This is a genomic window from Rhodoplanes sp. P11, from assembly GCF_964266735.1.
GTDB lineage: Bacteria > Pseudomonadota > Alphaproteobacteria > Rhizobiales > Xanthobacteraceae > Rhodoplanes > Rhodoplanes serenus.
On sequence record NZ_CAXWGY010000001.1, the window covers coordinates 697219 to 724142 of the forward strand.

25 protein-coding genes are annotated in these 26924 nt (G+C 71.0%); 10 read left to right on the plus strand and 15 right to left on the minus strand.

What is annotated here, in order from left to right; genetic code table 11:
• Window positions 1-50: 50 nt before the first annotated feature.
• Entirely contained in the window at window positions 51-548 is a 498-nt protein-coding gene (locus tag ACFQUV_RS03145; RefSeq protein ID WP_129607666.1) for a hypothetical protein, read from the minus strand.
• A gap of 269 nt (window positions 549-817) precedes the next feature.
• Between ACFQUV_RS03145 and ACFQUV_RS03150 the strand changes: the two genes are divergently transcribed.
• Window positions 818-1570, plus strand: a complete 753-nt coding sequence (locus ACFQUV_RS03150) for an SDR family NAD(P)-dependent oxidoreductase (protein ID WP_129607665.1) — start codon at window positions 818-820, stop codon at window positions 1568-1570.
• Between the two features lie 264 nt (window positions 1571-1834).
• Window positions 1835-4309, plus strand: a complete 2475-nt coding sequence (locus ACFQUV_RS03155; protein WP_129607664.1) for a Tex family protein — start codon at window positions 1835-1837, stop codon at window positions 4307-4309.
• Window positions 4310-4378: 69 nt separating this feature from the next.
• On the opposite strand, the gene ACFQUV_RS03160 is transcribed toward ACFQUV_RS03155, so the two are convergent.
• Together ACFQUV_RS03160 and ACFQUV_RS03165 are read right to left on the minus strand one after the other, a co-directional pair.
• Complete coding sequence (locus tag ACFQUV_RS03160) at window positions 4379-4927, minus strand: hypothetical protein (protein WP_129607663.1); 549 nt, start codon at window positions 4925-4927, stop codon at window positions 4379-4381.
• 11 nt (window positions 4928-4938) lie between these two features.
• Window positions 4939-6108: a zinc-dependent alcohol dehydrogenase gene (locus ACFQUV_RS03165; protein ID WP_129607662.1), complete on the minus strand. Its 1170-nt coding sequence runs from the start codon at window positions 6106-6108 to the stop codon at window positions 4939-4941.
• Between the two features lie 238 nt (window positions 6109-6346).
• Between ACFQUV_RS03165 and ACFQUV_RS03170 the strand changes: the two genes are divergently transcribed.
• The gene (locus ACFQUV_RS03170; RefSeq protein ID WP_129607661.1) at window positions 6347-6625 is read left to right on the plus strand and encodes a DUF6894 family protein; all 279 of its coding nucleotides are present in this window, start codon (window positions 6347-6349) and stop codon (window positions 6623-6625) included.
• A 211-nt stretch (window positions 6626-6836) separates the two neighbouring features.
• Here the strand turns inward: ACFQUV_RS03170 and ACFQUV_RS03175 are convergent, their stop codons facing one another.
• On the minus strand, window positions 6837-7247 hold the full coding sequence (locus ACFQUV_RS03175; protein ID WP_129607660.1) for a hypothetical protein: 411 nt from the start codon (window positions 7245-7247) through the stop codon (window positions 6837-6839).
• A 746-nt stretch (window positions 7248-7993) separates the two neighbouring features.
• Here ACFQUV_RS03175 and ACFQUV_RS03180 point away from each other — a divergent pair.
• Window positions 7994-8524 (plus strand): Lrp/AsnC family transcriptional regulator, encoded by a 531-nt coding sequence (locus ACFQUV_RS03180; protein WP_207211355.1) that lies wholly within the window; start codon window positions 7994-7996, stop codon window positions 8522-8524.
• Here ACFQUV_RS03180 and ACFQUV_RS03185 read toward each other — a convergent pair whose 3' ends face one another.
• The 9 genes from ACFQUV_RS03185 to ACFQUV_RS03225 all read right to left on the minus strand — a co-directional run bounded on the left by ACFQUV_RS03185 (window position 8525) and on the right by ACFQUV_RS03225 (window position 18882).
• The gene (locus tag ACFQUV_RS03185) at window positions 8525-9568 is read right to left on the minus strand and encodes a sulfate/molybdate ABC transporter ATP-binding protein (RefSeq protein ID WP_129607659.1); all 1044 of its coding nucleotides are present in this window, start codon (window positions 9566-9568) and stop codon (window positions 8525-8527) included.
• Between the two features lie 4 nt (window positions 9569-9572).
• Entirely contained in the window at window positions 9573-10475 is a 903-nt protein-coding gene (gene cysW / locus ACFQUV_RS03190; RefSeq protein ID WP_129607658.1) for a sulfate ABC transporter permease subunit CysW, read from the minus strand.
• The gene (gene cysT / locus ACFQUV_RS03195) at window positions 10468-11346 is read right to left on the minus strand and encodes a sulfate ABC transporter permease subunit CysT (protein WP_129607657.1); all 879 of its coding nucleotides are present in this window, start codon (window positions 11344-11346) and stop codon (window positions 10468-10470) included. Before cysT ends, cysW begins: the two co-directional genes overlap by 8 nt.
• Window positions 11343-12419: a sulfate ABC transporter substrate-binding protein gene (locus ACFQUV_RS03200; RefSeq protein ID WP_371851660.1), complete on the minus strand. Its 1077-nt coding sequence runs from the start codon at window positions 12417-12419 to the stop codon at window positions 11343-11345. Before ACFQUV_RS03200 ends, cysT begins: the two co-directional genes overlap by 4 nt.
• Window positions 12420-12808: 389 nt before the next feature.
• Window positions 12809-13789, minus strand: a complete 981-nt coding sequence (locus ACFQUV_RS03205; RefSeq protein ID WP_129607655.1) for a hypothetical protein — start codon at window positions 13787-13789, stop codon at window positions 12809-12811.
• 119 nt (window positions 13790-13908) lie between these two features.
• Entirely contained in the window at window positions 13909-15072 is a 1164-nt protein-coding gene (gene chrA / locus ACFQUV_RS03210; RefSeq protein WP_244601442.1) for a chromate efflux transporter, read from the minus strand.
• 67 nt (window positions 15073-15139) lie between these two features.
• The gene (locus ACFQUV_RS03215) at window positions 15140-16078 is read right to left on the minus strand and encodes a fumarylacetoacetate hydrolase family protein (protein WP_111388364.1); all 939 of its coding nucleotides are present in this window, start codon (window positions 16076-16078) and stop codon (window positions 15140-15142) included.
• Window positions 16079-16246: 168 nt separating this feature from the next.
• Window positions 16247-18376, minus strand: coding sequence for a molybdopterin cofactor-binding domain-containing protein (locus ACFQUV_RS03220; RefSeq protein ID WP_129607653.1), 2130 nt, complete (start codon window positions 18374-18376; stop codon window positions 16247-16249).
• Window positions 18373-18882: a (2Fe-2S)-binding protein gene (locus ACFQUV_RS03225; RefSeq protein ID WP_378394147.1), complete on the minus strand. Its 510-nt coding sequence runs from the start codon at window positions 18880-18882 to the stop codon at window positions 18373-18375. The genes ACFQUV_RS03220 and ACFQUV_RS03225 overlap by 4 nt, the downstream gene beginning before the upstream one ends.
• A gap of 237 nt (window positions 18883-19119) precedes the next feature.
• Between ACFQUV_RS03225 and ACFQUV_RS03230 the strand changes: the two genes are divergently transcribed.
• A complete protein-coding gene (locus ACFQUV_RS03230) occupies window positions 19120-19479 on the plus strand; it encodes a hypothetical protein (protein WP_207211367.1) in 360 nt (119 codons plus the stop codon).
• Between the two features lie 266 nt (window positions 19480-19745).
• Here the strand turns inward: ACFQUV_RS03230 and ACFQUV_RS03235 are convergent, their stop codons facing one another.
• Together ACFQUV_RS03235 and ACFQUV_RS03240 are read right to left on the minus strand one after the other, a co-directional pair.
• A complete protein-coding gene (locus ACFQUV_RS03235) occupies window positions 19746-20789 on the minus strand; it encodes a GntR family transcriptional regulator (RefSeq protein ID WP_129607773.1) in 1044 nt (347 codons plus the stop codon).
• 155 nt (window positions 20790-20944) lie between these two features.
• On the minus strand, window positions 20945-21796 hold the full coding sequence (locus tag ACFQUV_RS03240) for an EamA family transporter (RefSeq protein ID WP_129607774.1): 852 nt from the start codon (window positions 21794-21796) through the stop codon (window positions 20945-20947).
• A gap of 279 nt (window positions 21797-22075) precedes the next feature.
• Here ACFQUV_RS03240 and ACFQUV_RS03245 point away from each other — a divergent pair, with 279 nt between their 5' ends.
• From ACFQUV_RS03245 to ACFQUV_RS03265, 5 genes are all read left to right on the plus strand, one after another.
• Entirely contained in the window at window positions 22076-23317 is a 1242-nt protein-coding gene (locus ACFQUV_RS03245) for an ABC transporter substrate-binding protein (protein ID WP_244601456.1), read from the plus strand.
• 223 nt (window positions 23318-23540) lie between these two features.
• Window positions 23541-24401, plus strand: a complete 861-nt coding sequence (locus tag ACFQUV_RS03250) for a branched-chain amino acid ABC transporter permease (protein WP_111386981.1) — start codon at window positions 23541-23543, stop codon at window positions 24399-24401.
• Window positions 24398-25420 (plus strand): branched-chain amino acid ABC transporter permease, encoded by a 1023-nt coding sequence (locus ACFQUV_RS03255; RefSeq protein ID WP_244601457.1) that lies wholly within the window; start codon window positions 24398-24400, stop codon window positions 25418-25420. The genes ACFQUV_RS03250 and ACFQUV_RS03255 overlap by 4 nt, the downstream gene beginning before the upstream one ends.
• Window positions 25417-26154, plus strand: a complete 738-nt coding sequence (locus tag ACFQUV_RS03260) for an ABC transporter ATP-binding protein (RefSeq protein WP_111386986.1) — start codon at window positions 25417-25419, stop codon at window positions 26152-26154. The genes ACFQUV_RS03255 and ACFQUV_RS03260 overlap by 4 nt, the downstream gene beginning before the upstream one ends.
• On the plus strand, window positions 26144-26863 hold the full coding sequence (locus ACFQUV_RS03265; RefSeq protein WP_155481020.1) for an ABC transporter ATP-binding protein: 720 nt from the start codon (window positions 26144-26146) through the stop codon (window positions 26861-26863). Before ACFQUV_RS03260 ends, ACFQUV_RS03265 begins: the two co-directional genes overlap by 11 nt.
• Window positions 26864-26924 lie beyond the last annotated feature (61 nt).

Sequence of the window (26924 nt, forward strand, 5' to 3'; positions counted from 1 at the left end):
ACGCGAGGACGTTGGGACCGGAGTCCGATCCGGTTGGATCGGAGTCCGATCTAGGCGGCCGGCGGCAGCGGCACCTTGCGCCAGTGGCAATCGCGGAAGCAGCAGCCGGCGAAGCCCCTCTCGATGCGGCTGTCGATGCGCGCGAGGCGGCTCGCCAGGGTCGCCAGGGCGAGCGGCTTGGCGATCGGAAAGCAGGTGTTCAGCCCCAGATCGTAGGCGAAATCCGCGACGGCGCCGAGCCGGCTCGCATCGCCGGCGCCGGTGAGCAGCACCGGGGCCGTGTAGCCGATCTCGGCGAGGGTGCGCAGGAAATCCTCGACCGGCGCGTGAGCGATCGTGATGTCGGTCACGATGGAGCCGAAGTTCTCGACGCCGAGCAGGGTTTCGGCATCGACGAAGCTGGTCGCCGTGATGGCGGCCCAGCCGGCGCGATCCGCGATGGCACAGATGGTGCGCCGGACGGCGGCCTCGTCGTCAAGCACCAGCATGCCGCGGCGCCACGGCGACGGGATCGGTGTTGGTTGCAGCGGGCTCGAGGGGGGCAGCACCGCAAGGCTCCGGAAGACGAGGGATGTCACGAAAGGGCGAACCGGCGACGCCGGAACGAGGAGCGAACCGCGCTTCTCATGGGGAGCATGCTGCGACGGTGCCATAGGAATGCTGACGAGCTGTTAACGAATCGTCGGCGAGGTGCGGCGCACCGTCGCGGAGCGCAAGTCGGCTCCGCCCCTGCCGCGGGGCTGCTCCGCCGCTCGGCGCGGTGGTCCGGCACTCCGGCGGCCGTGTATGACAAGCGGTCCTGATCGGAGGAGCGACCATGGGGCGTCTAGCGGGCAAGGTGGCCGTCGTCACCGGGGCGGGGGGTGGCATCGGTGGCGCGATCTGTCGGCAGTTCGCGGCCGAAGGGGCCGCGGTGGTGGGGCTCGACATCGCCGCCGCACAGCTGGAGGCGGTCGCCGCCACCATCCGGGCGGCCGGGGGGCGGATTGTCACGATGGTCGCCGACGTCGCCGAGGAGGCGACCGCCGAAGCCGCGGTGGCGCAGGCGGTGGGCGCGTTCGGCCGGCTCGACGTGGTGGTCGCCAATGCGGTCTTCGACCTGCCGCTTGCGCCGCTGACCACCCTGTCGCTCGCCGACTGGCGGCGCACCTTCGCGGTCAACCTCGACAGCGCCTTCCTGCTCTCCAAGCACGCCATTCCGGTGATGGAGCAGGGCGGCGGCGGCAGCATCATCCTGGTCGCCTCCCAGCAGGCGCGGGTGGCGCGCCCCGGCCGGCCCTGGTACTGCGCCGCCAAGGGGGCGCTGGTGCAGCTCGCCAAGGCGATGGCGGTGGACCATTCGGCGCAGAACATCCGGGTCAACACGCTGTCGCCCGGTCCCGTCGAGACAGGTCGTTATCTGAAGAACTTCGAGACCGTCGAGGCGGCCCGCGCCAGTCATCACACGCTGCTCGGCCGGCTCGGCACGCCCGACGAGGTGGCCACCGGGGCGGTGTTCCTGGCGAGCGACGAATCCGCCTTCATGACCGGCTCGGATCTCCTCATCGACGGCGGCTACACGGCGGTGTGAGACGGCTGGCTGCTGCCGTTGGTGTGATCTGGTCGGAGATCACGTGTCCCGGGCGAAGGCGCGAGGCGCCGGAGACCCGGGACCCAGGGGCGGCGATCGCGGAGCGTGCCACGGAACGTGCGGCTCTGGGCCCCGGCTCGCGGCGCTGCGCGCCGCGTCCGGGGCACGAGGCCCTCACGACATGCTCTCTCATGAGGGCGGCGCCGCGCCGCCTGTCCAGAACGCCGTGCGAGTGGTGTCGCGCTCCGTGCAACTCACGGTATCATGGGGAGGGGTTGCGGAATCGTGCCGGCGTCCGGCATACCCCAGCCCCCGGCGCCACCTCGCGGCGCCGGCCAGGGCCAGGAGGGTAGCGTGACCGCATCGATCCATCGGCGCATCGCGGACGAGCTCGGGGCGCGGGAGGAGCAGGTCGCCGCCGCGGTGGGGCTGCTCGATGGCGGAGCCACCGTGCCGTTCGTGGCGCGCTACCGCAAGGAGGCGACCGGCGGGCTCGACGACGCCCAGCTCCGCACCCTCGAGGAGCGCCTGCGCTACCTGCGCGAGCTGGAGGAGCGCCGCGCCGCGATCCTCGAGTCGATCAAGAGCCAGGGCAAGCTCGACGACGCCCTCACGGCCCAGATCATGGCGGCCGACTCGAAGGCGCGCCTGGAAGACATCTATCTGCCGTTCAAGCCGAAGCGCCGCACCAAGGCGGAGATCGCCCGCGAGGCCGGCCTGGCGCCGCTCGCCGAGCGGCTGCTCGCCGATCCGCAGAACGATCCGCAGGTCGCCGCCGCCGACTTTGTCGATCCCGACAAGAACGTCGCCGATGTCGCCGCGGCGCTCGACGGCGCCCGCGCCATCCTGGTCGAGCGCTTCGCCGAGGACGCCGATCTCATCGGCGATCTGCGCGAGCGCCTGTGGACCGGCGGCCGGCTGGTCTCCAAGGTCCGCGACGGCAAGGCCGAGGCGGGCGCCAAGTTCGCCGACTACTTCGACTTCTCGGAGGCGCTCGCCAAGCTGCCGTCGCACCGCGTGCTGGCGGTGTTCCGCGGCGAGCGCGAGGAAATGCTGGATGTGAGGATCGAGGGCGAGGATGCCGGCGGCACCGGACCCGGCCCCTACGAGCTCGCTATCATGCACCGCTTCGGCATCGCCGATCGCGGCCGCCCCGCCGACCGCTGGCTCGCCGAGACGGCGCGCTGGGCGTGGCGCACCAAGATCTTCGTCCACCTCACCATCGATCTGCGGCTGCGGCTGTGGACCGCCGCTGAGGAGGAGGCGGTGCGGGTGTTCGCCGCCAACCTCCGCGACCTGCTGCTCGCCGCGCCCGCCGGCACCCGCGTCACCATGGGGCTCGATCCCGGCTATCGCACCGGCGTCAAGGTCGCGGTGGTGGATGCCACCGGCAAGGTGGTGGCGACCGACACCATCTACCCGCACGAGCCGCAGCGGCGGTGGGATGCGTCGATCGCGACGCTGGCGGCGCTCGCCCGCACCCACAAGGTCGAGCTGATCGCCATCGGCAACGGCACCGCCTCGCGCGAGACCGACAAGCTCGCGGCCGAGCTGATTCACAAGCACCCCGAGCTGAAGCTCGCCAAGATCGTCGTGTCGGAGGCCGGCGCCTCGGTCTACTCGGCGTCCGCCTATGCGTCCGAGGAGCTGCCCGGCCTCGACGTGTCGTTGCGCGGCGCCGTGTCGATCGCCCGCCGGCTCCAGGACCCGCTGGCCGAGCTGGTGAAGATCGATCCGAAGTCGATCGGCGTCGGCCAGTATCAGCACGATCTCGGCGAGTCGAAGCTGTCGCGCTCGCTCGACGCGGTGGTCGAGGATTGCGTGAACGCCGTCGGGGTCGACGTCAACACCGCCTCGGTGCCGCTGCTGTCGCGCGTCTCCGGCATCGGCCCCGGGCTCGCCCAGAACATCGTGATGCACCGCGACGCCAAGGGACCGTTCGCGTCCCGCAAGGCGCTCAAGGAGGTGCCGCGGCTGGGGCCGAAGGCGTTCGAGCAGTGCGCCGGCTTCCTGCGCATCCGCGATGGTGACGATCCGCTCGATGCGTCGGGCGTGCACCCGGAGGCCTATCCGGTGGTGCGCCGCATCCTCCAGGCCACCAAGAGCGACATCAAGGCGCTGATCGGCAACACCGCGGCGCTGCGCAGCCTCTCCCCCAAGAGCTTCGTGGACGAGACGTTCGGGCTGCCGACCGTGTCGGACATCCTGCGCGAGCTGGAGAAGCCGGGCCGCGATCCGCGTCCGGCCTTCAAGACCGCGACCTTCAAGGAAGGGGTCGAGACCCTCGACGATCTCGTGCCCGGCATGATCCTGGAAGGCGTGGTCACCAACGTGGCGGCGTTCGGCGCCTTCGTCGACATCGGCGTCCATCAGGACGGGCTCGTTCACGTCTCGGCGATGTCGCGGACCTTCGTGAAGGACCCGCGCGAGGTGGTGAAGCCCGGCGACGTCGTGCGCGTGAAGGTGCTCGACGTGGACAAGCCGCGCAAGCGGATCTCGCTGACGCTGCGGCTCGACGATCAGCCCGGCCAGGATGCGCCCGGTGCCGGCGCCGGCGGGCGGGACGCCCGCGGGACTCGCGATGGTCGCGGGAGTGGCGGTGGTGGCCGCGGCCCGCGTCCGCCGGAGCGCGACACCGGCAACAACGCGCTCGCCGAGGCGCTGCGGCGCGCCGGCCTCGGCGGTGGTGCGGCGGGTGGCGAGGACGGCGGCAAGGGCCGGCCGGGCGGCCGCCGCTGACCGTCTTCGACGGCGGCTTTCTTTCTGGCGCCGACCTCTCCGACGCTGACTCGCGTCGGCGCCGGCCGGTCAGCTCCCGTAGGGGCGCAGCAGCTTCGGGATGCGCATGTCCTCCGGGATGCGGGCATCACGGGCGGCGCCGCGCATCCGTTCGGGCAGGTCGCGAAACCCGCGACGGCCGCCGTAACCGTAGCTGCGCGGCGTCGACATCCTGCCCCGTGAGGTGGCTCGCCCTGGCGTGCCGCTCAGCGTCGCCGCGCACAGCACATCCAGGACCGTGATGCCGAGCACCGCCGCCATGGCGATGCCGCGCGCCTCGCGCTGGCGGCGCGATCCGCCGGCGGCCGTCAGCGTCGCGAGATCGAGCACGTCGCCGCCGACGCGCCCCCACAGCCACGGCGCCGGCTGCCGCGTGCCGAGCAGGCCGATGCCGGTGGCGATCTCGCGCACCCCGTACGCCTGGACCAGGCCCTCCTGGCCACGCAGGCCGAGCGAGCGGGTGATGGCGCGCGGCGCCACCAGCTCGGCGAGGCCGAGCGCGATGCTGAACCAGCCGAGGCCGCGGGCGAGGCCGCTGGCCGTCTCGGGCCGCGGCGAGCGACGAGTCATGTCGAGCATGGCGGGTCTCCTCACGGCTGCAACACCACCTTGATGCAGCCGTCCTGCTTGTCGCGGAACGTCTTGTAGAGGGCAGGGCCGTCCTCGAGCTTGGCCCGATGAGTGATGACGAAGCTCGGATCGATCTCGCCCTCGGCGATCCGCCGCAGCAGGTCGTCGGTCCAGCGGTTCACATGCGTCTGCCCGGTGCGGATGGTGAGGCCCTTGTTCATCACCATGCCGAACGGAATCTTGTCGAGCACGCCGCCATAGACGCCGGGCACCGACAGGATGCCGGCGGGCCGGCACACATACATCATCTCGCGCAGCACATGCGGACGGTCGGTCTCCAGCATGACGGCCTGCTTGGCGCGGTCGTACAGAGAGTCGAGGCTGCCGGTGGCGTGCGCCTCCAGGCCGACCGCATCGATGCACTTCTCCGGACCCTTGCCGTGGGTCAGCTCGTTCAGCCGCTCGACCACGCTCTCGTTCTCGAAATCGATGGTGACGGCGCCGCCGGCGCGGGCCATCTCCAGGCGCTCGGAGACGCGATCGATGCAGATCACCTGCCGGGCACCGAGCAGCACGGCGCTGCGGACGCAGAACTGGCCGACCGGCCCGGCGCCCCAGATCGCCACCGTGTCGGTCGGCTGGATGTCGCACTGAACGGCCGCCTGCCAGCCGGTCGGGAAGATGTCGCCGAGAAACAGCACCTGTTCGTCGGTGAGCCCGTCCGGCACCTTCACGGGCGCGACGTCGGCGAACGGCACGCGCACGAACTCGGCCTGGCCGCCCGGATAGCCGCCGGTCAGATGAGTGTAGCCGAACAGGCCGGCCGGCGAATGCCCGAACACCTTGTCGGCCACCGACTTGTTGCGATTGCTGCGCTCGCAGACCGAGAAGTAGCCGCGGCGACACTGATCACACTCGCCACAGCAGATGGTGAACGGCACCACGACGCGGTCGCCGACCTTCAGCTTCTTGTTCTCGGCGCCGACCTCCACCACCTCGCCCATGAACTCGTGGCCCATGATGTCGCCGGATTCCATCCCGGGCATGAAGCCGTCGTAGAGATGCAGGTCGGAGCCGCAGATGGCGCAGCTCGTCACCTTCACGATGGCGTCGCGCGGATGCTCGATGGCCGGGTCCGGCACCTCGTCACAGCGGATGTCCTGCTTGCCGTGCCAGCGAAGTGCCTTCATACCGATGTCTCCTGGGCGTTGATCGACGGCCGACGGGCGGTGAAAGCCGCGGCGCGCGCGGGCGTCGACCGCGGTTGCGCCGCCGCCGGGTCAACGTCGCCCGGTTGGGTGCGTTCCGGTCGCCGCGGCCGCAGTGGCGCGCCGTGTCGGCGCGCCGACAAGTGACGAGCCGGCCGAACGTGGCGGGAACAAATGCAGGCCCGGTGCCTTGATACGGAAGGGCCGCAACGAGTTCGCCATGCCGCGTTACACCATCAGGATCAGCAATCCGGACATCGCCTACGAGGCGTCCGACATCGTGCTGCCGGACGGCGACCGGGCCCGCGAGCTGGCCGTGCGGCTGGTGGCCGATCTGTTCTCGTCCGGCCCGCAGGCGTTCGAGACAGGGTGGTCTAGCTGCTCGATCCACGTCGTGGCCGAGGACGGCGAGGCGGTGTTCGTGGCGAGCGCCGCCGAGGCGGCCCTGATCGAGCGCGACCTGGTGAGATCCGCGTCGGCGTCCCTGGCCGACAACTGACCGACGGCCGGTGCTGTGGTCCGACCACGACGCAAAAACCGCAGCCGCCGGACGAGCCGACGCTGCGGTTCCTGGTCTCGAATCCAAATGACAACACTCCGACGCCACGCGATCCTGCGCCGGATGGCGGCCTGATCCTCAGGCGCGCCCCATCTTCGGTGAAGCCGAGGCTGATCTTTCGGCGAAGCCGAAGCTCGGCCTCGGCCGCCGATCAGCGACGGGAGTCGAGCGACACGCCGAGCGAATAAGCCTTCTGACGGGTGGCACCCTCGGTGCGCTTCAGAGCGCGAGCGATCTTGGCGGTCGGCAGCTTCTGCTTGGCCAGGCTCTTCAGCTCCTTGACATCGTCCTTCGTCCAGGAGCGGCGCTTGCTGGCGCCGGCGCGCTTGGCCGTCGCGGCGGTCTTGCCGACGGCGGCGGCCTTGCTGGGAGCGGCCGTCTTGCTCTTGCTGGCCGTCTTGGGCGTGGCGGTCGACTTGGTCTTGCTCACGGCCTTCGTCTTGCTCGCCGCATTGGTCTTGGCGGGAGCCGCCGACTTGGTCTTGCTCGCGGTCGCGCCGCGCGTCGCGGACGCTGTCTTCTTGGGGGCGCTCGCACGCTTGGCTGTGGTCGCTCGTGCCATCGATCACTCCTCGACGAGGCTGATGAAAAATCGAGATTCTGCGGGGAGCCCCGCATCTCGTCGCGACGAGCCGTACTGTCCGCCGCAGGGTCAAAGGAATGCTTCGGTTATCTCATCACGATGCGGATGTAAACCTTTGAAGCACGCGACGTGCGTCGTCGACATGCCGAATGTGTGGTCTCAGGACCGACGATAGCGCACGCCATGCATCGAAATGCACCGGAGGGTGTGGATGGCGCGCGCTCGTTCGGGTCGATCGCCGCCGTGCAGGATCGGCGTGATAACGTTTTGTTAAGGCCGCGATCTGCCTCGTGATCACGTCCGTCCTGCAAGCTCGCGGCGGCGCCGCGCTGGCCGTCCGGGACGACGTCACGTCGGTCGTGGCCGGACGCGCCGAGGGACGTCGGGCGACGTTCGGAACGTGATCAGCAGCAGGCCGGGGCGTTCCGCTCGCGTGGACCGGACCATCCATTCGCGTTCGAGATAGCCCGCCGGCCGGACCTCGCGTCGTGAGGATGCATCGGGGCAGGGACGGAGCCAGCAGCTTCGCCGGTCCAAACGTCAACGCCGTTCCGATCGGGCGCGGCGGCGCGTCCGTGCCTGGATGGTGGCGAGGTGGCGGCGAGCGGCGCAGCGGCGAGATGGCGCGGCCCTCAATCAGGCGCTTGCCATCAGGTAGAACATTTTTCTATGATGATCCGGAAGAGACACGGTTCGTAGAAATTAATTCCAGAAAGTCGCCCGTCATGAGTGAAGACACGTTATCCTCGCGCCTCCCGAAGGTGGATGCCGTCGATCGGCGGATTCTCGCCGTGCTCCAGCGCGACGCCGGCATCACGTTGGCGGCGCTCGCCAAGCAGGTTCATCTCTCGCAGACGCCGTGCTGGAAGCGCATCCAGCGGCTGGAGGCCGAGGGCGTGATCACCGGACGGGTCGCGCTGGTGTCGCCCGAGAAGATCGGTCTCGGCCTCACCGTGTTCGTCTCGATCGAGGCGCGCGACCATTCCAAGGACTGGCTCGACGCCTTCGCGGCGGCGGTCTCGGCCATGCCGGAGGTGATGGACCTCTACCGTATGGCGGGCGATGTCGACTACATGCTGCGTGTGGTGGTGGCCGACATGACGGCTTACGACGCCTTCTACAAGCGTCTGATCGCCGCGGTGCCGCTCAAGAACGTGACCTCGCGCTTCGCCATGGAGCGGATCAAGTCGAGCACGGCCTATCCGGTGCCGGCCTTGCCGAGCGAGGGGCGCGCGCCGCCGCGTCGCGGCGGCTGATCAGGCGGAGAACAGCCGCACGGTGCGGAACTGCACCGCCAGCACGTCGCCGCGCGCCACCGAGATGTCGGCGGGCAGCTCGATCTCGATGCCGGGCAGCCCGTCGCCGAGCATCAGCTCGGCCCGCCGCGCCGGCCCGGCCCGGCGCACCCCGGTGACCCGCGCCGGAAGCCCCGCCGCGCGGGTCGCGGCCGGCACCAGATCGCGCGGGCGGACGAACAGGCTCGCCGGTCCGGGCGCCACCGTGGTGGCGATCGATAGAACATGCTGGCCGATATGGAGGCCGTCGCCCGTCACGGTGACCGGCAGCCGCACCGACTCCCCGATGAAGCCCGCCACGAAGGCGGTCGCCGGCCCGTCGTAGATCGCGTCGGGCGTGCCGACCTGCTCGATGCGGCCGCGATCCAGGATGGCGACGCGGTCGGCCAGCTCCAGCGCCTCGTCCTGGTCGTGGGTGACGAACAGCGTGGTGTGGCCGGTGCGCTCGTGCAGCTCGCGCAGCCAGCCGCGCAGGTCGCGCCGCACCTGGGCGTCGAGGGCGCCGAACGGCTCGTCGAGCAGCAGCACCTTGGGCTCCACCGCCAGCGCCCGGGCGAGGGCGACGCGCTGGCGCTGGCCGCCGGAGAGCTGCGAGGGAAAGCGGCGCTCGAGGCCACCGAGCTGGACGAGATCGAGAAGGTCGGCGACGCGCCGTCGGATCTCGGCGCGGCTCGGGCGCAGCCGCCGGGGCCGCACCCGTAGCCCGTAGGCGATGTTCTCGGCCACGTCGAGATGCTTGAACAGGGCGTAGCTCTGGAACACGAAGCCGACCCGGCGCGCCTGCACCGGCACGAAGGTCGCGTCCTCGCCGCCGAAGAACACGCGGCCGGCGGTCGGTTGCTCGAGGCCGGCCACGATGCGCAGCAGCGTCGTCTTGCCGGAGCCCGACGGGCCGAGCAGCGCCACCAGCTCGCCGGGCTCGACCGACAGGTCGACGCCGGTGAGCGCGGGCGTGCTCCCGAAACGTTTCTCCAGCCCTTCGGCCCGAATGGCAACGGTATCCACGAGGTCAGTATAGCCGGCTGCGGCCGAGCGCGTCACCGTAGCGCCACTCCAGCAGCGACTTGGCCACCAGGGTGACGAGCGCGAGCCCGGCCAGGATCGAGGCGACCGCGAAGGCGGCCACGAAGTTGTATTCGTTGTAGAGGATCTCGACGTGCAGCGGCATCGTGTTGGTGAGGCCGCGGACATGGCCCGACACCACCGAGACGGCGCCGAACTCGCCCATGGCGCGCGCGTTGCACAGGAGCACACCATAGAGCAACGCCCATTTCACGTTGGGCAGCGTCACGGTGAGAAAGGTGCGCAGACCCGAGGCACCGAGCGTCAGCGCCGCCTCTTCCTCGCTCACGCCCTGCTCCTGCATCAGCGGGATCAGCTCGCGGGCCACATAGGGCACCGTGACGAACACGGTGGCGAGCACGATGCCTGGGACCGCGAAGACGATCTGGAGGTCGTGGGCCGCGAGCCACGGCCCGAGCACGCCCTGGGCTCCGAACAGCAGCACGAAGACCAGGCCCGACACCACCGGCGACACCGAGAACGGGATATCGATGAGGGTGATCAGCAGGCTCTTGCCGGGAAAGTCGAACTTGGCCACCGCCCAGGCGGCCGAGAGGCCGAACACGAGATTGAGCGGCACCGCGATGGCCGCGACCGTCAGGGTCAGCCGGATGGCGGCCTGGGTGTCGGGGTCGGCGAAGGTCTCCAGATAATGCCCGATGCCGCGGCGCAGCGCCTCGACGAAGACCGCCACCAGCGGCAGCACGACGAACAGGCCCAGAAAGCCGATGGCCGTGGCGATCAGGAGGGCGCGCGTCGCCGCCGTCTCGGCCACCGCGGGCCGCGGACGGAGCCGGCGCGGGCCACCGGCCGGCGTGCCGGAGATGTCGTCGGCGGCCTGCTCAGACATGGCCGAATCTCCGGCGGCTCCACGCCTGGAGCAGATTGATGGCGAGCAGCGACACGAAGGCGATCGCCAGCATGATGGCGGCGATCGCAGTGGCGCCGGCGTAGTTGAACTCCTCCAATTGGATGACGATGAGAAGCGGGACGATCTCGGAGCGGAACGGCATGTTGCCGGCGATGAAGATCACCGAGCCGTACTCGCCGACGGCACGCCCGAAGGCCAGCGCGAAGCCGGTCAGCACCGCCGGCAGCAGGCTCGGCAGCACCACGCGCAGCACGGTCTGCCGGCGGGTCGCGCCGAGCGTCGCCGATGCCTCCTCGATCTCGCGATCGAGATCGGCCAGCAGCGGCTGCACGGTGCGCACCACGAAGGGCAGGCCGATGAACACGAGCGCCACGAAGATGCCGAGCGGCGTGAAGGCGACCTTGATGCCGAAGGGTGCGAGCAGGCTTCCGATCCAGCCGTTCGGGGCGTAGATGGCGGCGAGCGCGATGCCGGCCACCGCGGTCGGCAGCGCGAAGGGCAGGTCGACCATGGCATCCAGCAGCCGCCGTCCGGGAAAGCGATAGCGCGTCAGCACCCAGGCGACCACCAGGCCGAACACCGCGTTGACGGCGGCGGCGGCGAACGACAGGCCGAAGCTGACCTGAAGGGCGGCGAGCACCCGCGGCATGGTGGCGATCCGCCAGATGCCATCGAGGCCGAGACCGCTCGCCCGCAGCACCAGCGCCGCGAGCGGGATCAGCACGATCAACGACAGATAGAGTGCCGCGAAGCCGAAGGTGAGGCCGAAGCCGGGCAGGGCGCTCGGCCGGCGGAAGCGGACGCCTCCCGGCCAGGCCGGCCCGCGCGGCGCGGTCGCGGCGTCGCTCATCGGGTGGCCGCGCCCGGCCGCGCTGCTGGCGACCCATGCGGCGCGCCCCGCGCGCCCTGCGGCGCGCCAGGCTGGTAGATGCGATCGAACACGCCGCCGTCGGCGAAGTGCTCGGCCTGCGCCTTGGCCCAGCCCCCGAACACCTGATCGATGGTGACGAGGCGCGGCGATCCGAAGCGGGCGAGATCGGCGGGATCGGCATGCTCGGGCCGCGCCGGACGATAGAAGTGCGCCGCCATGAGGCGCTGCGCGACGGGAGCGTAGAGGAACTGGAGATACGCCTCGGCGACCGCGCGGGTGCCGCGCTTGTCCACCACCTGATCGACCAGCGCGACCGGCGGCTCGGTGACGATCGACAGCGACGGATAGACGATGTCGAAGGCGCCGGCGCCGAACTCCTTCTCGGCCAGGAACGCCTCGTTCTCCCAGGTGATCAGCACGTCGCCGATGCCACGCTGCACGAAGGTGGTGGTGGCGCCGCGGGCGCCGGTGTCGAGCACCGGCACGTTGCGGAAGATGGCGCCGACCAGCGCCTCGGCCTTGCCGGCGTCGCCGCCGCTGCGGTCCAGCTCGAAGGCCCAGGCCGCGAGATAGTTCCAGCGCGCGCCGCCGGAGGTCTTCGGGTTCGGTGTGATCACCGCGATGCCGGGCCGGGCGAGATCGTCCCAGTTCCTGATGCCCTTCGGGTTGCCCTTGCGGACCAGGAACGCGATCGTCGAGGTGTAGGGTGACGAGTTGCTCGGCAGGCGCGCCTGCCAGCCGGCCGGCAGCTTCCGCGATTCGCGCGCGATGGCATCGATGTCGCCGGCGAGCGCCAGCGTCACCACATCGGCGTCGAGCCCGTCGATCACGGCACGCGCTTGGCGGCCGGAGCCGCCGTGCGAGGTGCGCACCGTGACGCTCTGCCCGGTGCGGGCCCGCCACTCCTTGGCGAAGGCGTCGTTGATGGCGCGATAGAGCTCGCGGGTCGGATCGTAGGAGACGTTGACGAGGGTGGCGCTCTGCGCCTGCACGGCCGGCACGCCGCCGCCTGCCGTCATGGCGAGGCCGAGGGCGAGCACGAGCAAGAGCATCGTCATCCGACGCGGGCGCTCGACCCGGCGGCAGTCTCCGGACATCATCGGAATCACCTCGTCACCATCGTGGCCGCTGTCGCCGTGGCCGCTGTCGTCGTGGCCGCTGTCCGGCGACTGTCCATCCGGATGGGGCGGCGCGCCACCGACCGTTGCGGCTCTGCTGCTCGCTCCGGCGCAAACCGACCATCACGACGGCGAGCAGTATCGGCCCGGCACGTCTCCGCTCGACGCCGGCCGTGCTGGGGACCATCTCCGGCCGCGTCGTCTCCCCCTGCCGTCATCCCCGTGGTCATGCGTCGGCATGCTGCAAGACGCAGGCGGTTCGGTCAATGCGGGAGACATGACGCTTCGACGATGCCGCGGGGCACCGCCGAATCGCGCCGCTCTCAAGAGTCGGGCGCCACACCGATGTCGCGCAGCGCCGCGCCGACATCGAGATGATACGGCAAGCTGCGGTTGAGATGGTGCCAGGCGTTCGGCACTGTCCGGTGCGGGAGCTGGAGCGACGAGTTCATGCCGCCGAACCAGTCGAGCTCGCCGATGAGCTGGTGAACGTGTGGGAACTCGGATGGCATCCCGACCACGGCCCCGAGGGTGACGATGCGCAGCCGCTCGAACAGCGGATGCGGATCGCCGTCGAGCTGGTCCACGAAGGTGCGCAGCACCGTCTCGATCATCAGGTTGCCCTTGCTGTGGCCGACCAGCAGGTCGAGCCCGGGTGGCGCCGCGATCAGGAGATCCAGCAGGGTGTCGATGTCGGCAGCGCCGGGCAGCTCCCACGGCCGCGCCGGCCGCGGCAGGAACGACGGCTCGCCCGTGGCGAGGCGGCCGGCGGCATCCGGCCTGGCGGGGGCGGGCGCCACGTCGGCGCTTGCATCGGCTTCGGCGGTCGGCGCCGCCTCGGAGAGCGGCGTGGTGGCACGGCGCACCAGCGCCTCCCACTGCAACCGCAGGCGATCGGCCGCGCCGAACACGAACCAGCCGCCGAGCGCTTCGGTGACGAGGTCGCTCACGCCATAGCCGGTGACGACTCCGGCCGCGTCGGCGCCGATCGCGTCGGCGACGTTGCGGGCCAGCGCCGCGGTGCCGACCACCGAGCTGCCGACCCCGGCGAGCACGAAGGCCCGCACGGTGCCGCCTTCGCGGTTCATGAAGCGTAGCGCGGTGCGGTAGCGGCGGATCGGGCGGCCGCTCGCGGCGGGCGGCACCACCACGATGCTGCCCTCGTGATCGATCAGCGGCGACAGCCGGCCGAGTTCCTCCGGCGTCAGGGCCTTGGTGTCGTAGAACAGCGAGTCGATGGCCGCGTTGCGCTGCTTGAACGGGACGAAGGGCAGCTCGGTGACGAGGTCGGTCGCATTCGCCATGGTCGCCTCCGGAAAGCGCCGCTGCGAGGCGGGCCGCGGCGCGGCATCATGGTGCCACGGCTGTCCGGGCTCGACAACTTGTGGTCGAGTATGGCGAGGAGTGCGTGTCGCCGCGGCGCTCAGCCCGCCGGCAGCAGGGCGCCGGCGGCGGCGCAGAGCAGCACCACCAGCCAGGGCGGCGTCTGCCAGGCGACCAGCAGCAGGAAGGCGACGGCGGCGAGGGCGACGTCGAGGCCGTGGCCGATCGCCGAGGTCCATACCGGATCGTAGAGCGCCGCCAGCAACAGCCCGACCACCGCGGCGTTCACGCCGCGCAGCACCGCCTGCGCGTCGGCGCGGGCGCGCAGCGCCTGCCAGAACGGCAGCGCTCCCACCACCAGCAGGAACGACGGCAGGAAGATGGCGACGAGGCAGACGAGGGCGCCCGTCCAGCCGTTGGGGGAAGGCGTCGCCGCAGCGCCCAGATAGGCCGCGAAGGTGAACAGCGGCCCCGGCACCGCCTGGGCGGCGCCGTAACCGGCCAGGAACGCATCGGTCGACACCCAACCGGGCGGCACCACGGCGGCCTGGAGGAGCGGCAGCACCACATGGCCGCCGCCGAACACCAGCGCACCGGCGCGATAGAACGCTTCCACCAGCGCCAGCGTGTGATCGCCCGTGGCGGCGGCGACGAGCGGCAACGCCACCAGCAGGACCGCGAACAGCGCGAGCGACAGGAGGCCGGCGCCGCGTCCGACCGGCACCCGTAGGGCCGACGGCTCGGCCGCCGTCGTGTCGCGTGGCAGCAGCAGCCCGGCGAGGCCGCCGAGCACGATGGCGCCGATCTGCGCGAAGCTGCCGGGCAGTGCCAGCACCAGCGCGGCGGCGGCCACCGCCAGGGTGGCGCGGGCGCGATCGGGCGCCAGCGTCCGCAGCATGCCGAGCACCGCCTGTGCCACCACCGCGACGGCGGCGATCTTCAGCCCATGCAGCCAGCCGGCGGCGGCGATGTCGCCGAGCGCCCGCACCCCGTAGGCGAACAGGACGAGCGCGATGGCCGACGGCAGCGTGAAGCCGGCCCAGGCGGCGAGCGCGCCCGCGAAGCCGGCCTGCGACAGGCCGATGGCGATGCCGACCTGGCTCGAGGCCGGGCCGGGCAGGAACTGGCACAGCGCCACCAGATCCGCATAGGCGCGATCGTCGAGCCAGCGGCGACGCACCACGAAGGTGTCGCGGAAATAACCCAGATGCGCGATGGGGCCGCCGAACGAGGTGAGGCCGAGACGGAGGAACACGGCGAACACCTCGGCGACGGACGCCGGTGTGCGCCGCGGCTGCGGCTCTCCGGTCGGCGGCGGCTGGCTCACGGGGTCACGGCTTGATCAGCCGGTTGCGCAGCACGCCGATCTTCTCGATCTCCAGCTCGATCACGGTGCCGGGCGACAGCGTGCGCCCGAGCTCGTGGGCCGAGCCGGTGCCGACCGTGCCGGAGCCGATGATCTCCCCCGCATAGAGTGTCTCGCCGCGCGACACATGGGCGATGAGATCCCAGAACGTCCAGTGCATGGCGCTCGAATGGCCGCCGCCCCAGCGCTCGCCGTCGACGCGGACCTCCATGGCCAGCGCGTGCGGATCGCCGAGTTCGTCGGGTGTCACGATCCACGGGCCGAACACGTTGCCGGTGTCGAAGTCCTTGCCCTTGGCCGGGCCGAGGCCGGCCCGCATCTCCTCGAACTGCACGTCGCGGGCGCTGAAGTCGTTGTAGATGGTGAAGCCGAACACATGGGCGGGCGCGTTCGCGGCCGTGATGTCCCGGCCGGTCCGGCCGATCACGCAGGCGAGCTCCAGCTCGTAGTCCATCCATTCGGAGAAGGACGGCCACACCACATCGGCCTCGTGACCGACGACGTTGAAGCGGTTGCACTTGTAGTAGACGGGACGGTCGTACCAGACCTCCGGAATTTTCTGTGGACGGCCGGTGCGCTGCTCCACCTGCTTGCGGCTGTTGCGGACATGCTCCTCGAACGCCATGGCGTCGCGAAGCTGGCGCGGGATCGGGATCGGCGCCAGCAGCGTGACGCCGTCGAGATCGTCGACCGCTTCGCTCGGCCACTCGCGCACCAGCTCGTCGACGCGCGCGAGCCCGGGCCCGGCGGAGTCGATCAACGCCAGCATGTCGGAAAAGCTCGGGTCGGGTCGCCTGTGGACGGCTTCGGCCGCAGCCGCGAGGTCGAGCACGGCGCGCTGCTCGAGATCGACGACGCCGAGACGCGGGCGCTTGTGGAGGCCGATATAGGTGGCGAGCTTCATGGATCAGTCCGCTGGAGGCCGATCGTCGGGGGTGACGACAGCGGAGCGGCAGGCTAGCACGTCACTAGCCGGCACCCAAGCGAGCGGCGCCCCCCTCGCGGCCGCCCGCGTCGGCAACCGCAAAGCAGCGTAAACGCATCCGCGATCGCGCCTGTGGCTGGCGCCGTCTCACGCCAGCAGCGCCGCCATGATGCGATCGCGGCTCAGCGGCAGGCTGCGGATGCGGGTGCCGAGGGCGCGCGCCACCGCGTTGCCGATCGCCGCCGCGGTCGGCCCCATGGCGGCCTCGCCGACGCCGAGCGGCGGATCGCCGGGATCGCCGACGAGGCGCACGGAGATCTCCGGGATCTCGGAGAAGCGCAGGATCGGGTAGTCGTCGAAGCTCGCCGTGGCGACGCGACCGTCGGCGAAGCGCAGTTCCTCCTTCAACGTCCAGCTCGCCGCCTGCACGATGCCACCTTCGAGCTGGTTGACGGCGCCGTCCGGGTTGACGACCAGGCCGCAGTCGGCGGCGCCCCAGACATGAGTCAGCCGCACCGTCTCGTCCACCTCGACGGCGGCGGCGACCGCCATGTAGGCGGCGCGGTTCTTGTAGCGCGAGAAGCCGATGCCGAGGCCGCGGCCCTCGCCCCTGGGCGCGTCGCCCGGCCAGCCGCACATCGCGGCGACCGCCTCGATCACGGCGCGCGCCCGGCGGTCGGACAGCAGCGACAGCCGGTAGGCGACCGCGTCCACCCCGGCGGCGTCGGCCAGCTCGTCGACGAAGGACTCGATCGCGAACACGTTGGCGAAGGCGCCCAGGCCGCGCAGCGACGAGGTGCGCACCGGGAACGGATCGACGGTGCGGTGGATCAGCCGGTGAAACGGCAGGTCGTAGAGCGGCGTCGCGTTGCGGCTGCCGCCGCCGACCGCGTCGGGACGGTCGTTGCGCTCCGCCGGCTGCGGGGGCGGATCGGGCAGCGCCTCGCGGCTGCGGAAGCCGTGATAGCCGTACGTCCCCGGACGGCTGCTGTGCACCGGGCTGGTGAGATCGATGGTCCACGCCGCCGGCCGCCCGTCGTGGCCGAGCACGGCCCGCATCCGCACCAGCATGGCGGGGCCGACGGGCGCAGCCAGGAACTCGTCCTCGCGGGTGAACAGCACCCGCACGGTGCGGCCGGGATGGCGCATCGCCAGATAGGCCGCGTCGAAGGCGGCGTCGTCGGCGGTGTTGTGGCCGTAGCAGCCGGCCGCCTGCCGGTGCAGCACCGTGACGGCGTCGACGGCGAGGCCGAGGCAGCGGGTCAGCTCGTCGCGCAGCGCGTAGGGGTTCTGGGTGTGCGACCACACGGTGAGCCGGCCCTCGGCGAGGCGCGCGAGCCCACAGGACGGCCCGATCGAGCCGTAGGTCTGGAACGGGCGCCAGTAGGTCGCCTCGACCACGCGACCGCTCGTCCGGCCGGCCTCGTCCGGCGCATCCCCGGTGTCGACGCTGCGCACGCGCGCCGGCTGGGCCGCCAGCCATTCGGGGGTGCCGATGTCGGCCGGGACGGGCGTGCCGCCGTCCCACACGGCCGCTGCGCGCGCCGCCAGCGCGGCGCGACCGACGATGTCCTCACGGGCCGCCGTGACGGCGACGAAGTCGCCTTCGCGCAGAATGTCGATCGGCCCGCGGGCGGCGCGGCGCACCGCCGCCAAGTCGAGCGAGACCAGCCGCGCGTCTCGCCACGGCCGGTGCAGCACGCGAGCGTGCAGCAGGTCGGGCGGTGCGAGATCGTGGATGAAGCCGCGGCCGGCGATCTTGTCGGGCAGGTCGACGCGCGGCAGGCTCGTCCCGACCACGCGATAGCGGGACGGCGAGCGCGTCGGCACGCTGCCGGTCGCCGGGCGGGCGAGGTCCATCTCGGCGGCGAGTGTCCAGTAGTCCTGCCCGGTGTCGCGGCCGTCGTGCAGCACGCGGCCGTCGTCGACGACAAGGCCCTCCGCCGCGACGCCGAGGCGCTCCGCCGCGCGGGCGAGCAGCAGGCCGCGCACCTCGGCGCAGGCGAGTCGCAGCGCCGCCCCCGACATCGCCACCGAGGTGCTGCCGGCGGTGACGCCCTCGTTCGGGCCCGCCGCGGTCTCGCCCGACACCGCGTGCAGCCGCTCCGGCGTCACCTCCAGCTCCTCGGCGGCGATCTGCACGAGCGCGGTGAGAATGCCCTGGCCGATCTCCACCTTGCCGGTGGAGATGCGGACCCGGCGCTCCGGCTCGAAGCCGACCCAGTCGGACAGCCGCGGATTGTCGATCAGCCCTTGCGGCAGCGTGTTGGGGATCATGCGCCGTCCCCTGTCCGGACGGTGGGCGGCTCCAGCACGGCGCCGGCCCGCTGGACGGCGCGGACCACGCGGTTGTGGACGCCGCAGCGGCAGAGATGGCGGTCGAGCGCCGCGACGATCTCGTCGCGGCTCGGGCGGGTGGTGCGGGCCAGCAGGGCGACGCCCGCGATGGTGATCCCCGACAAGCAGTAGCCGCATTGGCCGGCCTGCTCGTCGAGCAGCGCTTGCTGGAGCGGATGCAGCGCCCCGTCGCGCCCGAGCCCTTCGACGGTGACGACCGAGCGGCCCGCCAGGGTGCCGATCTCGCGGGTGCACGAATACGAGGGCGTGCCGTCGATCAGCACCACGCAGGCGCCGCACTGCTCCAGCCCGCAGCCGAATCGGGTTCCGGTGAGGCCGAGCTGCTCGCGCAGGACCGACAGGAGCGGGCGGGCCGGATCGGTGACGAGGCGGACGGTGGTGCCGTTGACGGTGAGCGCGACGGGGACGTCGGTCGGTTCGGGCATGGGGGCGGGGGCTCGGGGTGGCGAGGCGGGCGTCGGGGCGGCCGATTATAGGGGGGCCGATTCGCCGGGCAATCCCGGGCTCTCGCCGCGGCGGTGGCTTGGCAGGGGTGGTAAGACTTTCGTGCGGCTCGTTCTTCTGCTACCGAGGAACCCTCGTCGCAGGACGGCGGGATATGGGTTGGAGTGATCGATCGAAGCTTTCGACGCTTCGATGTCGGCACGACGGAGTTCCGTTCGATGCGAGCACGAGTGGCCGGGGCCTTGGCGCTGCTGCTGATGGTGGGGGGATGCGGGCTGCTCGAACAGCCGGTCCAGAAGGGCGACAAGGGTGACCCCGGTCCGCCTGGTCCGGCCGGCCCCGCCGGGCCGCCCGGCCCGCCGGGGGCTCCGGGCCGCGGCATCGGGTTGCGCTTCGCCGAGTTCAGCTGCCAGCAGAACGCCTGCTCGGCGGCCTGCGAGCCCAACGAGCGGCTGGTCAACGCCTTCGCGATCAACCCCGCCGGCACCTTCTCCTACGAAGACGAGCGCAGCGTCATCTACACGCCGCCGCGCCGCGGCCCGTCGGGCAAGATTGTTCTGGTTTGCATCGCGCCGTGATCGGCGCTTGCGCCGCGGACCGTCCGGCCGGGAGCGACGGGACGAGGCCGCGGGCCGTCAGGCGCGCGATGGGCCGTGGCTCGTCCGCCCGCTCATCCTGTTTCCGGGTGATCGGTTCGCCGTCGTTCGGGCGCGCCGCGAAGCGGCGAGCCCGGAACCCAGCCAAACACGTCATCCCGCGGCAGACTTTTGACTCTCGGCTGGATTCCGGACAGCCGCTTCGCGGCTTCCGGAATGACCACCGAGTGGATCAACCGGATCTGGTCTCAGGCGCGCGGCAGCGGCGGCGAGCCGCGGCGCGCGGTGGGCTGGCTCGTCGCGGACGTGCCTTCGGCCGACTTGTTGTCGGCTGATTTGCTGTCGACGGATTTGCTGTCGACGGATTTGCGGCCTGCCGGCTTGCGCGCGACGGACCTGCCGCGCGACGCGCGATCGCCGTCCGGCCCGACCGGCGATGGTCCGACCTGCGCCGGCCCGACCTGCGCCGGCACGACCTGCGCCGGCACGATCGCCGGCATGGCCTCCTCGATCTCGCGGCGGAGCCGCGCGATCCGGCCATCGGCATCCGCGCGCGTGGCCGGGTCCTGCACCAGCAGGGTGCGGATCGTCTCCATCAGATGGTCTTCCGTGAGGCGGATGGCGGCGACGGCGTCGCGGTCCAGCACCGCCTCCATGATGGCCCGGTGCTCGGCGTCGATGTCGCGGCTGTTCGGCTTGTAGATGACGGCGAGCCGGAAGTAGCGATCGGTCATCTCGAACAGGGCGGCGCGGAACTCGAGCAGATAACGCGAGCCGGCCGCCGCCACCAGGGCGGCATGAAACCGGCTGTGCCGCTTCACCCAATCGTCGTCCAGATAGGTGACGCGATTGGCCGCCTCGCCGGTGCCGACGCCGAGCCGCTGCGCAGCGGCGACGATCTCGGCCTGCCAGGTGCGGTCGCCGCGCGCGATGGCGGCCGACAGCGCCTGTGCTTCGACCCACACCCGCGCCTTGACGAGGTCGACCAGATCGTCGGTCGACATCGGTGCGACCCGAAAGCCGCGCTGGCCCTCGGCGATGACGAGCCCGGTGGAGCTGAGACGCGACAGTGCCTCGCGCAGGGGCGCGAGCCCGGTGCCGTAGATCTCGCGCAGCGACTCGAGCAGCAGCTTCTCGCCGGGCCGGAACCGGCACTTCAGAATGTCCTGACGAAGCTTGCGGAACACCGCCTCGGCCAACGTCTTCGCGCCGGGCTCGTTGGTGCCGGGCTGGTTGGCGCCGGGCTCGCGGATCGGGCCGGCGGCGCGCGCCTCACTGCGGATCGACGCCATGACCACGATCCGTCCGGAGTTCGATCATCGGCGACGTCGGATCATCTCCGGTCCGGGGGGCCGCTGATCTCGGGTTCACGGGGGCCTCGCTCATGTCGGTGCCGCCGGCCGGCGGCCCATCAGTGTACCCGAAAAACCGCTGTCGCCATCCCCCGTCACGACCACGCGAGCAGCGCCAGCGCCGCCACGGCGGTGATGAGGCCGGCCGCCTTGCGCAGCGTCACCGGCTCGCCCCCGATCATGATACCGAGCAGCGCGGCGGGCACGAAGCCCATCTGGGCGACCGGCACCACGACGCTCGCCTGGCCGATCTCCAGCGCATGGACGAACAGGAGGAATGCAGCGGCGAGCACCACGGCGGCCGGCAGCGAATGCCGCCATGTCGAGGACGGTACCCGCAGTGTTCCCTCCAGGGTCGCGGTGGTGACGACCGCGAGGCTGGCGAACACCATGGCCTGCGCGGCCACCATGGTGGCCGGCGCGGCACCGCCGATCAGTCCCAGCTTGTGGCAGAAGTAGCCGGCACCCGCGAGCACGGTGGCGAGCGTCACGTCGACGAGCGAGCGGCCAATGGTCGCAGACGAGGAGGTCGATCGCCCGCCGCCGAGCAGCAGCCAGACGGCGACGAGAGCCGCCGTCAGGCCTGCCGCCCGCGCCATCCCGAACGGCTCGTCCAGCACCACGACGGCGAGCACCACCGTGACCACGAAGGCGAGCCGGAAGATCGGCCCGTAGACACTGACCGGCCCGCCGCGCAGGCTGCGGGCGAACAGGAAGAAGGAGAGAAACAGCACGAGGCCGGCGAGATTGCCCCACAGGGCGGGGCCGCCGACCGTCAGGTGCCCGGTCGCCGCCGCATAGGCGAGGACGGTCGGGCAGAACAGACAGGCCTGGCCGACCAGGAAGTGATGCGGCCGCACCCCGGCGCGGGCGGCCCGCCGGTAGGTCCAGTCGCCGAGCCCGAAGCAGACCATCGCGGCGAGCGCGAGCGCGAGTCCCGCCGTCATCGGCGGCTGCCCCCCGCACACTTTGCAGGCAAAGCATACAGACCCTGCGACGGGGCGCCGTCGCGGCGGCGCCACGTCAGCGTCGCGGCAGCCGGCTTCTCTTTGCAATCTGGCCGTGAGCCCTCCATGATGGAGGGGCGACGTCGAGACGTGGCGCCGATGTCGCGTCCGCGTCGCTCGCGCCGGTTGACTCCGCTTGAACGCACCATTGCGCCTCTCTAAAAAGGACGACGGGAGACTGAGTTCCTGCCGCAATAACAAGAGAAGGAACGAAACGCCATGCCGAGACCGTCTCGCCGTGCCTTCGTGGCCGGCACCGCCGCCGGCGCCGCCGCGGCCGCCTTCGGAATGCCAGCGATCGCCCAGAACGCCCCGTTCAAGATCGGCCTTCTCACCGTCAAGACCGGCCCGCTCGCCCAGGGCGGCATCCAGATGGAGCAGGGCATCGTCACCCTGCTCAAGCAGCGGAACAACACCTTCGCGGGCCGCAAGGTCGAGCTGATCTCGGCCGATACCGGCGGCAACCCGGCCGGCGCCAAGACCAAGGCATCCGAGCTGATCGAGCGCGACCGCGTCGACGTCGTGCTCGGCCCGCTCGCCGCCTTCGAGATGCTGGCCATCAACGACTACATCCGCCAGCAGGGGACGCCGGTGATGAGCCTGGCGGGCGCCGAGGACATCACCCAGCGGCTGGCCAATCCGTGGGTGATGCGCGGCTCGGCCAGCTCGGCTCAATGCTGCCATGCGCTCGGCGACTACGCCGCCAAGGAGCTGAAGTACAAGCGCGCCGCCACCATCTCGGAGGACTTCGCCTTCGGCTACGAGCAGATGTCGGGCTTCCAGCGCGTCTTCGAGGAAGAGGGCGGCAAGGTGGTCAAGAAGCTGTGGCCGCCGATGATTACCCCCGACTACACGCCCTACATCGCGCAGTTCGGCAATGTCGACTGCGTGGTCAACGGCTTCGCCGGCTCGAACCCGGTCAAGTTCATGCGCGCCTACGCGGATCTGGGCATGAAGCGGATTCCGCTGCTGGCCGGCTGGACCGCCATGGACGACGCCCTGCTCAAGAGCCTCGGCGACGAGGCGGTCGGGGTGGTCTCCGCGGCCTGGTACTCCGCCTCCCTCGACAACCCGGTCAACAAGCAGTTCGTCGCCGACATGGCCAAGGACTACAACGTCATCCCGGGCGGATACTCGGCCGGCATGTACGTCGCCGGCCAGGTGGTCGAGGCGGCGCTCGCCAAGACCGGCGGCAAGGCCGACGACAAGAAGGCGTTGAACGAGGCGCTGCGCGGGGTCTCCCTCACCGAGACGCCGCGCGGGCCGGTGAAGTTCGATGCATACGGCAACGTGGTGGGCGACGTGCAGATCCGCCGCTGCGAGCGCAAGGGCGGCCAGCTCGTCAACACCATCATCAAGACCTACTCGGACGTCAGCCAGTTCTGGACGTATGGCGACAAGGCGTTCCTGGCCAATCCGGTGTACGCGCGCGACTACCCGCCGGCCAAGAACTTGGAGTGAAGAACTTGGCGTGAGGAACCTGGAGTGAAGCGGGCGGGGCGGCGGCCGCGTCGCACCGAGCCGTCCTCGGGCACGACGTCGGCGCTTCCTCTCCCCGCCTGCGAGGAGAGGGGTGGGGTGAGGGGCCGTCGCGCGCGGCCCGACCTCTCGCCCCGCGTGCGGGCAGAGGCGACAGCATCGACTTGCGCATGACCATCACCGTCGAGGTTGCTCGGAGTTCGTCATGAGTCTCTGGTTGACGCTCGCGGTGAACAGCGTCGCGCTGGGCGGGCTCCTGTTCCTTCTGTCGGCGGGCTTCTCGCTGATCTTCGGGCTGATGCGCATCCCCAACCTCATGCACGGCTCGTTCTTCATGCTGGGGGCCTATCTCGGCGTCACCTTCCTGGATCGCGGCGTCAACTTCTGGCTCGCCGCGCTCGGCGCCGGCCTGCTCACCGGGCTCGTCGGCGGCCTGATCGAGCGCTTTCTGTTGCGCCGCCTGGAAGGCCAGGTGCTGCCTCAGGTGCTGCTCACCCTCGGCTTCGCCTTCATCATCGGCGACGTCTGCCTGATGGTGTGGACCGGCGACCCCTGGCAGCCGGCCACGCCGGCCCAGTTGCAAGGCGCCGTGCAGGTCGCCGGGCTGTTCTTTCCGCTCTACCGGCTGGTGATCCTGGCGGTCGCCGTGGTGGTGGCGATCGCCCTGTGGGTGATGGTCGACTGGACGCGGCTCGGCGCCATGATCCGGGCCGGCGTCGACGATCCGCCGATCGCCCGCGTGGTCGGCATCAAGGTGTCGCAACTCTTCACCCTGGTGTTCGCGCTCGGGGCGGCGCTCGCCGCCTTCGCGGGCGTGATGGGAGCGCCCTATCTCTCGGTCTATCCGGGCCTCGATTTCGAGATGCTGCCGCTCGCCCTGATCGTCGTCATCCTGGGCGGCACCGGCAGCCTGCTGGGCGCGCTGGTCGGCAGCTTCCTGATCGGCTTCCTCTATAATTTCGGACAGGCGATGGTGCCGGACCTCGCCTATGTGATCCTGTTCCTTCCCATGCTGCTGGTGCTGGTGCTGCGGCCGCAGGGCCTGTTCGGCAAGGTCGGCGCATGAGGGCCGTGATGGAGGTGTCGACCCCGCGGGTGATCGCCATCGTGGTGGCGCTGCTGCTGCTCGTCACGCTGCCGGCCTGGGTGGGCAATCCCTACTACATCAACGTCGCCAGCCAGATCCTGTTCTTTGCGGTGTTCGCCCTCGCGCTCAACGTGCTGGTCGGCTATGGCGGCCTCGTCTCGCTCGGCCATGCCGGCCTGTTCGCCGTGGCGGGCTACACGGCGGCCCTGCTGCTCGCCCGTGGCCATGGCCATCTGGTGGCCGATACGGTGGCGCTCGCCGTGACGGTGCTGACGGCGGCGATCTATGCGGTGCTGTCGCTGCGGGCGACCGGCATCGGCTTCCTGATGATCACGCTCGCCATCGGGCAGATCCTGTGGGGCGTCGCCTATCGCTGGGCGAGCCTGACCAACGGCGACAACGGCATCAATGTCGCCGCGCGGCCGGCGCCGTTCGGGCTGAGCCTCGCCGGGGCGGATGGCTTCTACTATCTCTGCCTGGTGGTGTTCCTCGCCTGCCTGGCCAGCATGAGGGTGGTGGTGCGCTCGCCGTTCGGCGCCAGCCTGCGCGGCACCCGCGACCAGGAGCGCCGGATGGCGGCGCTCGGCTACGACGTGTGGACGATCCGCTTCTGGGCGTTCTTGCTGTCGGGCTTCTGGTCGGGTGTCGCCGGGCTGCTGTTCCTCTACTACAACCAGTTCATCAGCCCGCAGATCGTGGCATTGACGACCTCGGCCGAGGCGCTGCTGATGGTGATCTCGGGTGGCACCGCCACGCTGCTCGGCCCGGTGGTCGGCGCCGCCCTGGTGGTGATCATGAAGAACGTGGTCAGCGCCTACATCGTCCGCTGGAACATGGTGCTCGGCATCATCTTCATCCTGATCGTCAGCTTCATGCCGGAGGGCTTGGTCCCGGGCTCGGCGCGGCTGTGGGCGTGGGCGCGTCACCGCCTGCGGCGGGGCAAGTCGGGCGTGGCCGCCGCCACGCCACCCGCCGCGGCCGGGGAGGGCGGCCCATGATCGCGCTGCGGGTCGAGGGCCTGGAGAAGGCGTTCGACGGGCTGCGGGTGACGCGCCGGGTCGATCTCGCGGTGGCGGCCGGCGAGCGGCGCCTGATCATCGGCCCCAACGGGGCCGGCAAGACCACCCTGTTCAACCTCATCACCGGCGAGATCGCTCCCGACGCCGGCACCATCGCGCTGTTCGACACCGACATCACCCGCAAGCCGGTGCGGGCCCGCGCCCATCTCGGCATGGCCCGCACCTACCAGATCATCACCCTGTTCGGGCGCGACACCCTGCGCCACAACGTCGTGCTGGCGCTGCTCGGCCTGTCGCGGCGGCGCTGGAACCCGCTGATCGATCTCGCCCGCCAGCACGATCTGGCCGAGCAGGCGGATGCCGCGCTGGCCCGCGTCGGGCTTCGCCATCTCGCCCACCGGCCGCTCGCCGAGACCTCCTATGGCGAGCGGCGGCGGGTCGAGATCGCCATGGCGCTCGCCCAGAACCCGCGCGTGCTGCTGCTCGACGAGCCGTTCGCGGGCCTGTCGATCGACGAGCGGCAGGACGTCAACCGGCTGCTGCTGTCGATCCCGCGCGACGTCACCGTGGTGATGATCGAGCACAACATGGACGTGGCGCTCGCCTTCGCGGACAAGATCACGCTGCTGCATTTCGGCCAGGTGATCGTCGAAGGCACGCGCGCCGAGGTAGTGGCCGATCCGCGCACCAGAGAGGTCTATCTTGGCCACTAGCGCGCTCGAGCTCAGCGACGTGGACGCTTATTACGGCGACAGCCATGTCCTCCAGGGGGTGACGCTCCGGCTCGGCCAGGGGCGGCTGCTCGGCCTGCTCGGTCGCAACGGCGCCGGCAAGACTACCTGCATGAACGTCACGGTCGGGCTGCTGCCGCCGCGCCGCGGCGGTGTTCTCGTGTTCGGCGAGGAGGTGGCGCGGCTACGGCCCGAGCAGATCGCGCTGCGCGGGGTGGCGCTGGTGCCCCAGGGCCGGCGCGTGTTCCGCAGCCTGACGGTGCGCGAGAACCTGATGGTCGCCGCTCGCAGGCCGGTGAATGGCGGCGCCGCGGCGTGGACGCTCGACACCGTCTACGCCATGTTCCCGCGGCTGGAGGAGCGCAAGGCCCAGATGGCAGCCTATCTGTCGGGCGGCGAGCAGCAGATGCTGGCGATCGGCCGCGCCCTGATGTCGAACCCGCGGGTGCTGCTGATGGACGAGCCGTCCGAGGGGCTCGCCCCGCAGATCGTCGCCGACGTGATGGCCACCATCCGCAAGCTCAAGGCGAGCGGCCTGTCGATCGTGCTGGTCGAGCAGAACCCGCAGCTCGTCTTCGAGATCGCCGACGATATCGTCATCCTCAACACCGGCCGGGTGGCGGTGGCGGCGCCGGCCGCCGAGGTCGCCGGCGGGGCGGTCGATCTCGGCCAGCATCTCGGCGTGTTCTGAGAGCCCGTTTGGACACTCGGACGGAGGTTGCGTCGCGGTGCGAACAGCCGGAGGCCAGGAG

Coding starts and splice junctions, on each gene's coding strand:
- ACFQUV_RS03200 (WP_371851660.1), bottom strand. CDS start 12,419: ATGCTCTTGCTCGTGCTCGCCCTCGGCCTCGCCATGACGGCAGGCGGC.
- ACFQUV_RS03160 (WP_129607663.1), bottom strand. CDS start 4,927: ATGCTCGACATGACTCGTCGCTCGCCGCGGCCCGAGACGGCCAGCGGC.
- ACFQUV_RS03220 (WP_129607653.1), bottom strand. CDS start 18,376: ATGATCCCCAACACGCTGCCGCAAGGGCTGATCGACAATCCGCGGCTG.
- cysT (WP_129607657.1), bottom strand. CDS start 11,346: ATGAGCGACGCCGCGACCGCGCCGCGCGGGCCGGCCTGGCCGGGAGGC.
- ACFQUV_RS03165 (WP_129607662.1), bottom strand. CDS start 6,108: ATGAAGGCACTTCGCTGGCACGGCAAGCAGGACATCCGCTGTGACGAG.
- ACFQUV_RS03240 (WP_129607774.1), bottom strand. CDS start 21,796: ATGACGGCGGGACTCGCGCTCGCGCTCGCCGCGATGGTCTGCTTCGGG.
- ACFQUV_RS03235 (WP_129607773.1), bottom strand. CDS start 20,789: ATGGCGTCGATCCGCAGTGAGGCGCGCGCCGCCGGCCCGATCCGCGAG.
- ACFQUV_RS03230 (WP_207211367.1), top strand. CDS start 19,120: ATGCGAGCACGAGTGGCCGGGGCCTTGGCGCTGCTGCTGATGGTGGGG.
- ACFQUV_RS03150 (WP_129607665.1), top strand. CDS start 818: ATGGGGCGTCTAGCGGGCAAGGTGGCCGTCGTCACCGGGGCGGGGGGT.
- cysW (WP_129607658.1), bottom strand. CDS start 10,475: ATGTCTGAGCAGGCCGCCGACGACATCTCCGGCACGCCGGCCGGTGGC.
- ACFQUV_RS03250 (WP_111386981.1), top strand. CDS start 23,541: ATGAGTCTCTGGTTGACGCTCGCGGTGAACAGCGTCGCGCTGGGCGGG.
- ACFQUV_RS03175 (WP_129607660.1), bottom strand. CDS start 7,247: ATGGCACGAGCGACCACAGCCAAGCGTGCGAGCGCCCCCAAGAAGACA.
- ACFQUV_RS03245 (WP_244601456.1), top strand. CDS start 22,076: ATGCCGAGACCGTCTCGCCGTGCCTTCGTGGCCGGCACCGCCGCCGGC.
- ACFQUV_RS03180 (WP_207211355.1), top strand. CDS start 7,994: ATGAGTGAAGACACGTTATCCTCGCGCCTCCCGAAGGTGGATGCCGTC.
- ACFQUV_RS03215 (WP_111388364.1), bottom strand. CDS start 16,078: ATGAAGCTCGCCACCTATATCGGCCTCCACAAGCGCCCGCGTCTCGGC.
- ACFQUV_RS03225 (WP_378394147.1), bottom strand. CDS start 18,882: ATGCCCGAACCGACCGACGTCCCCGTCGCGCTCACCGTCAACGGCACC.
- ACFQUV_RS03155 (WP_129607664.1), top strand. CDS start 1,835: ATGGGGAGGGGTTGCGGAATCGTGCCGGCGTCCGGCATACCCCAGCCC.
- ACFQUV_RS03260 (WP_111386986.1), top strand. CDS start 25,417: ATGATCGCGCTGCGGGTCGAGGGCCTGGAGAAGGCGTTCGACGGGCTG.
- ACFQUV_RS03170 (WP_129607661.1), top strand. CDS start 6,347: ATGCCGCGTTACACCATCAGGATCAGCAATCCGGACATCGCCTACGAG.
- ACFQUV_RS03255 (WP_244601457.1), top strand. CDS start 24,398: ATGAGGGCCGTGATGGAGGTGTCGACCCCGCGGGTGATCGCCATCGTG.
- ACFQUV_RS03205 (WP_129607655.1), bottom strand. CDS start 13,789: ATGGCGAATGCGACCGACCTCGTCACCGAGCTGCCCTTCGTCCCGTTC.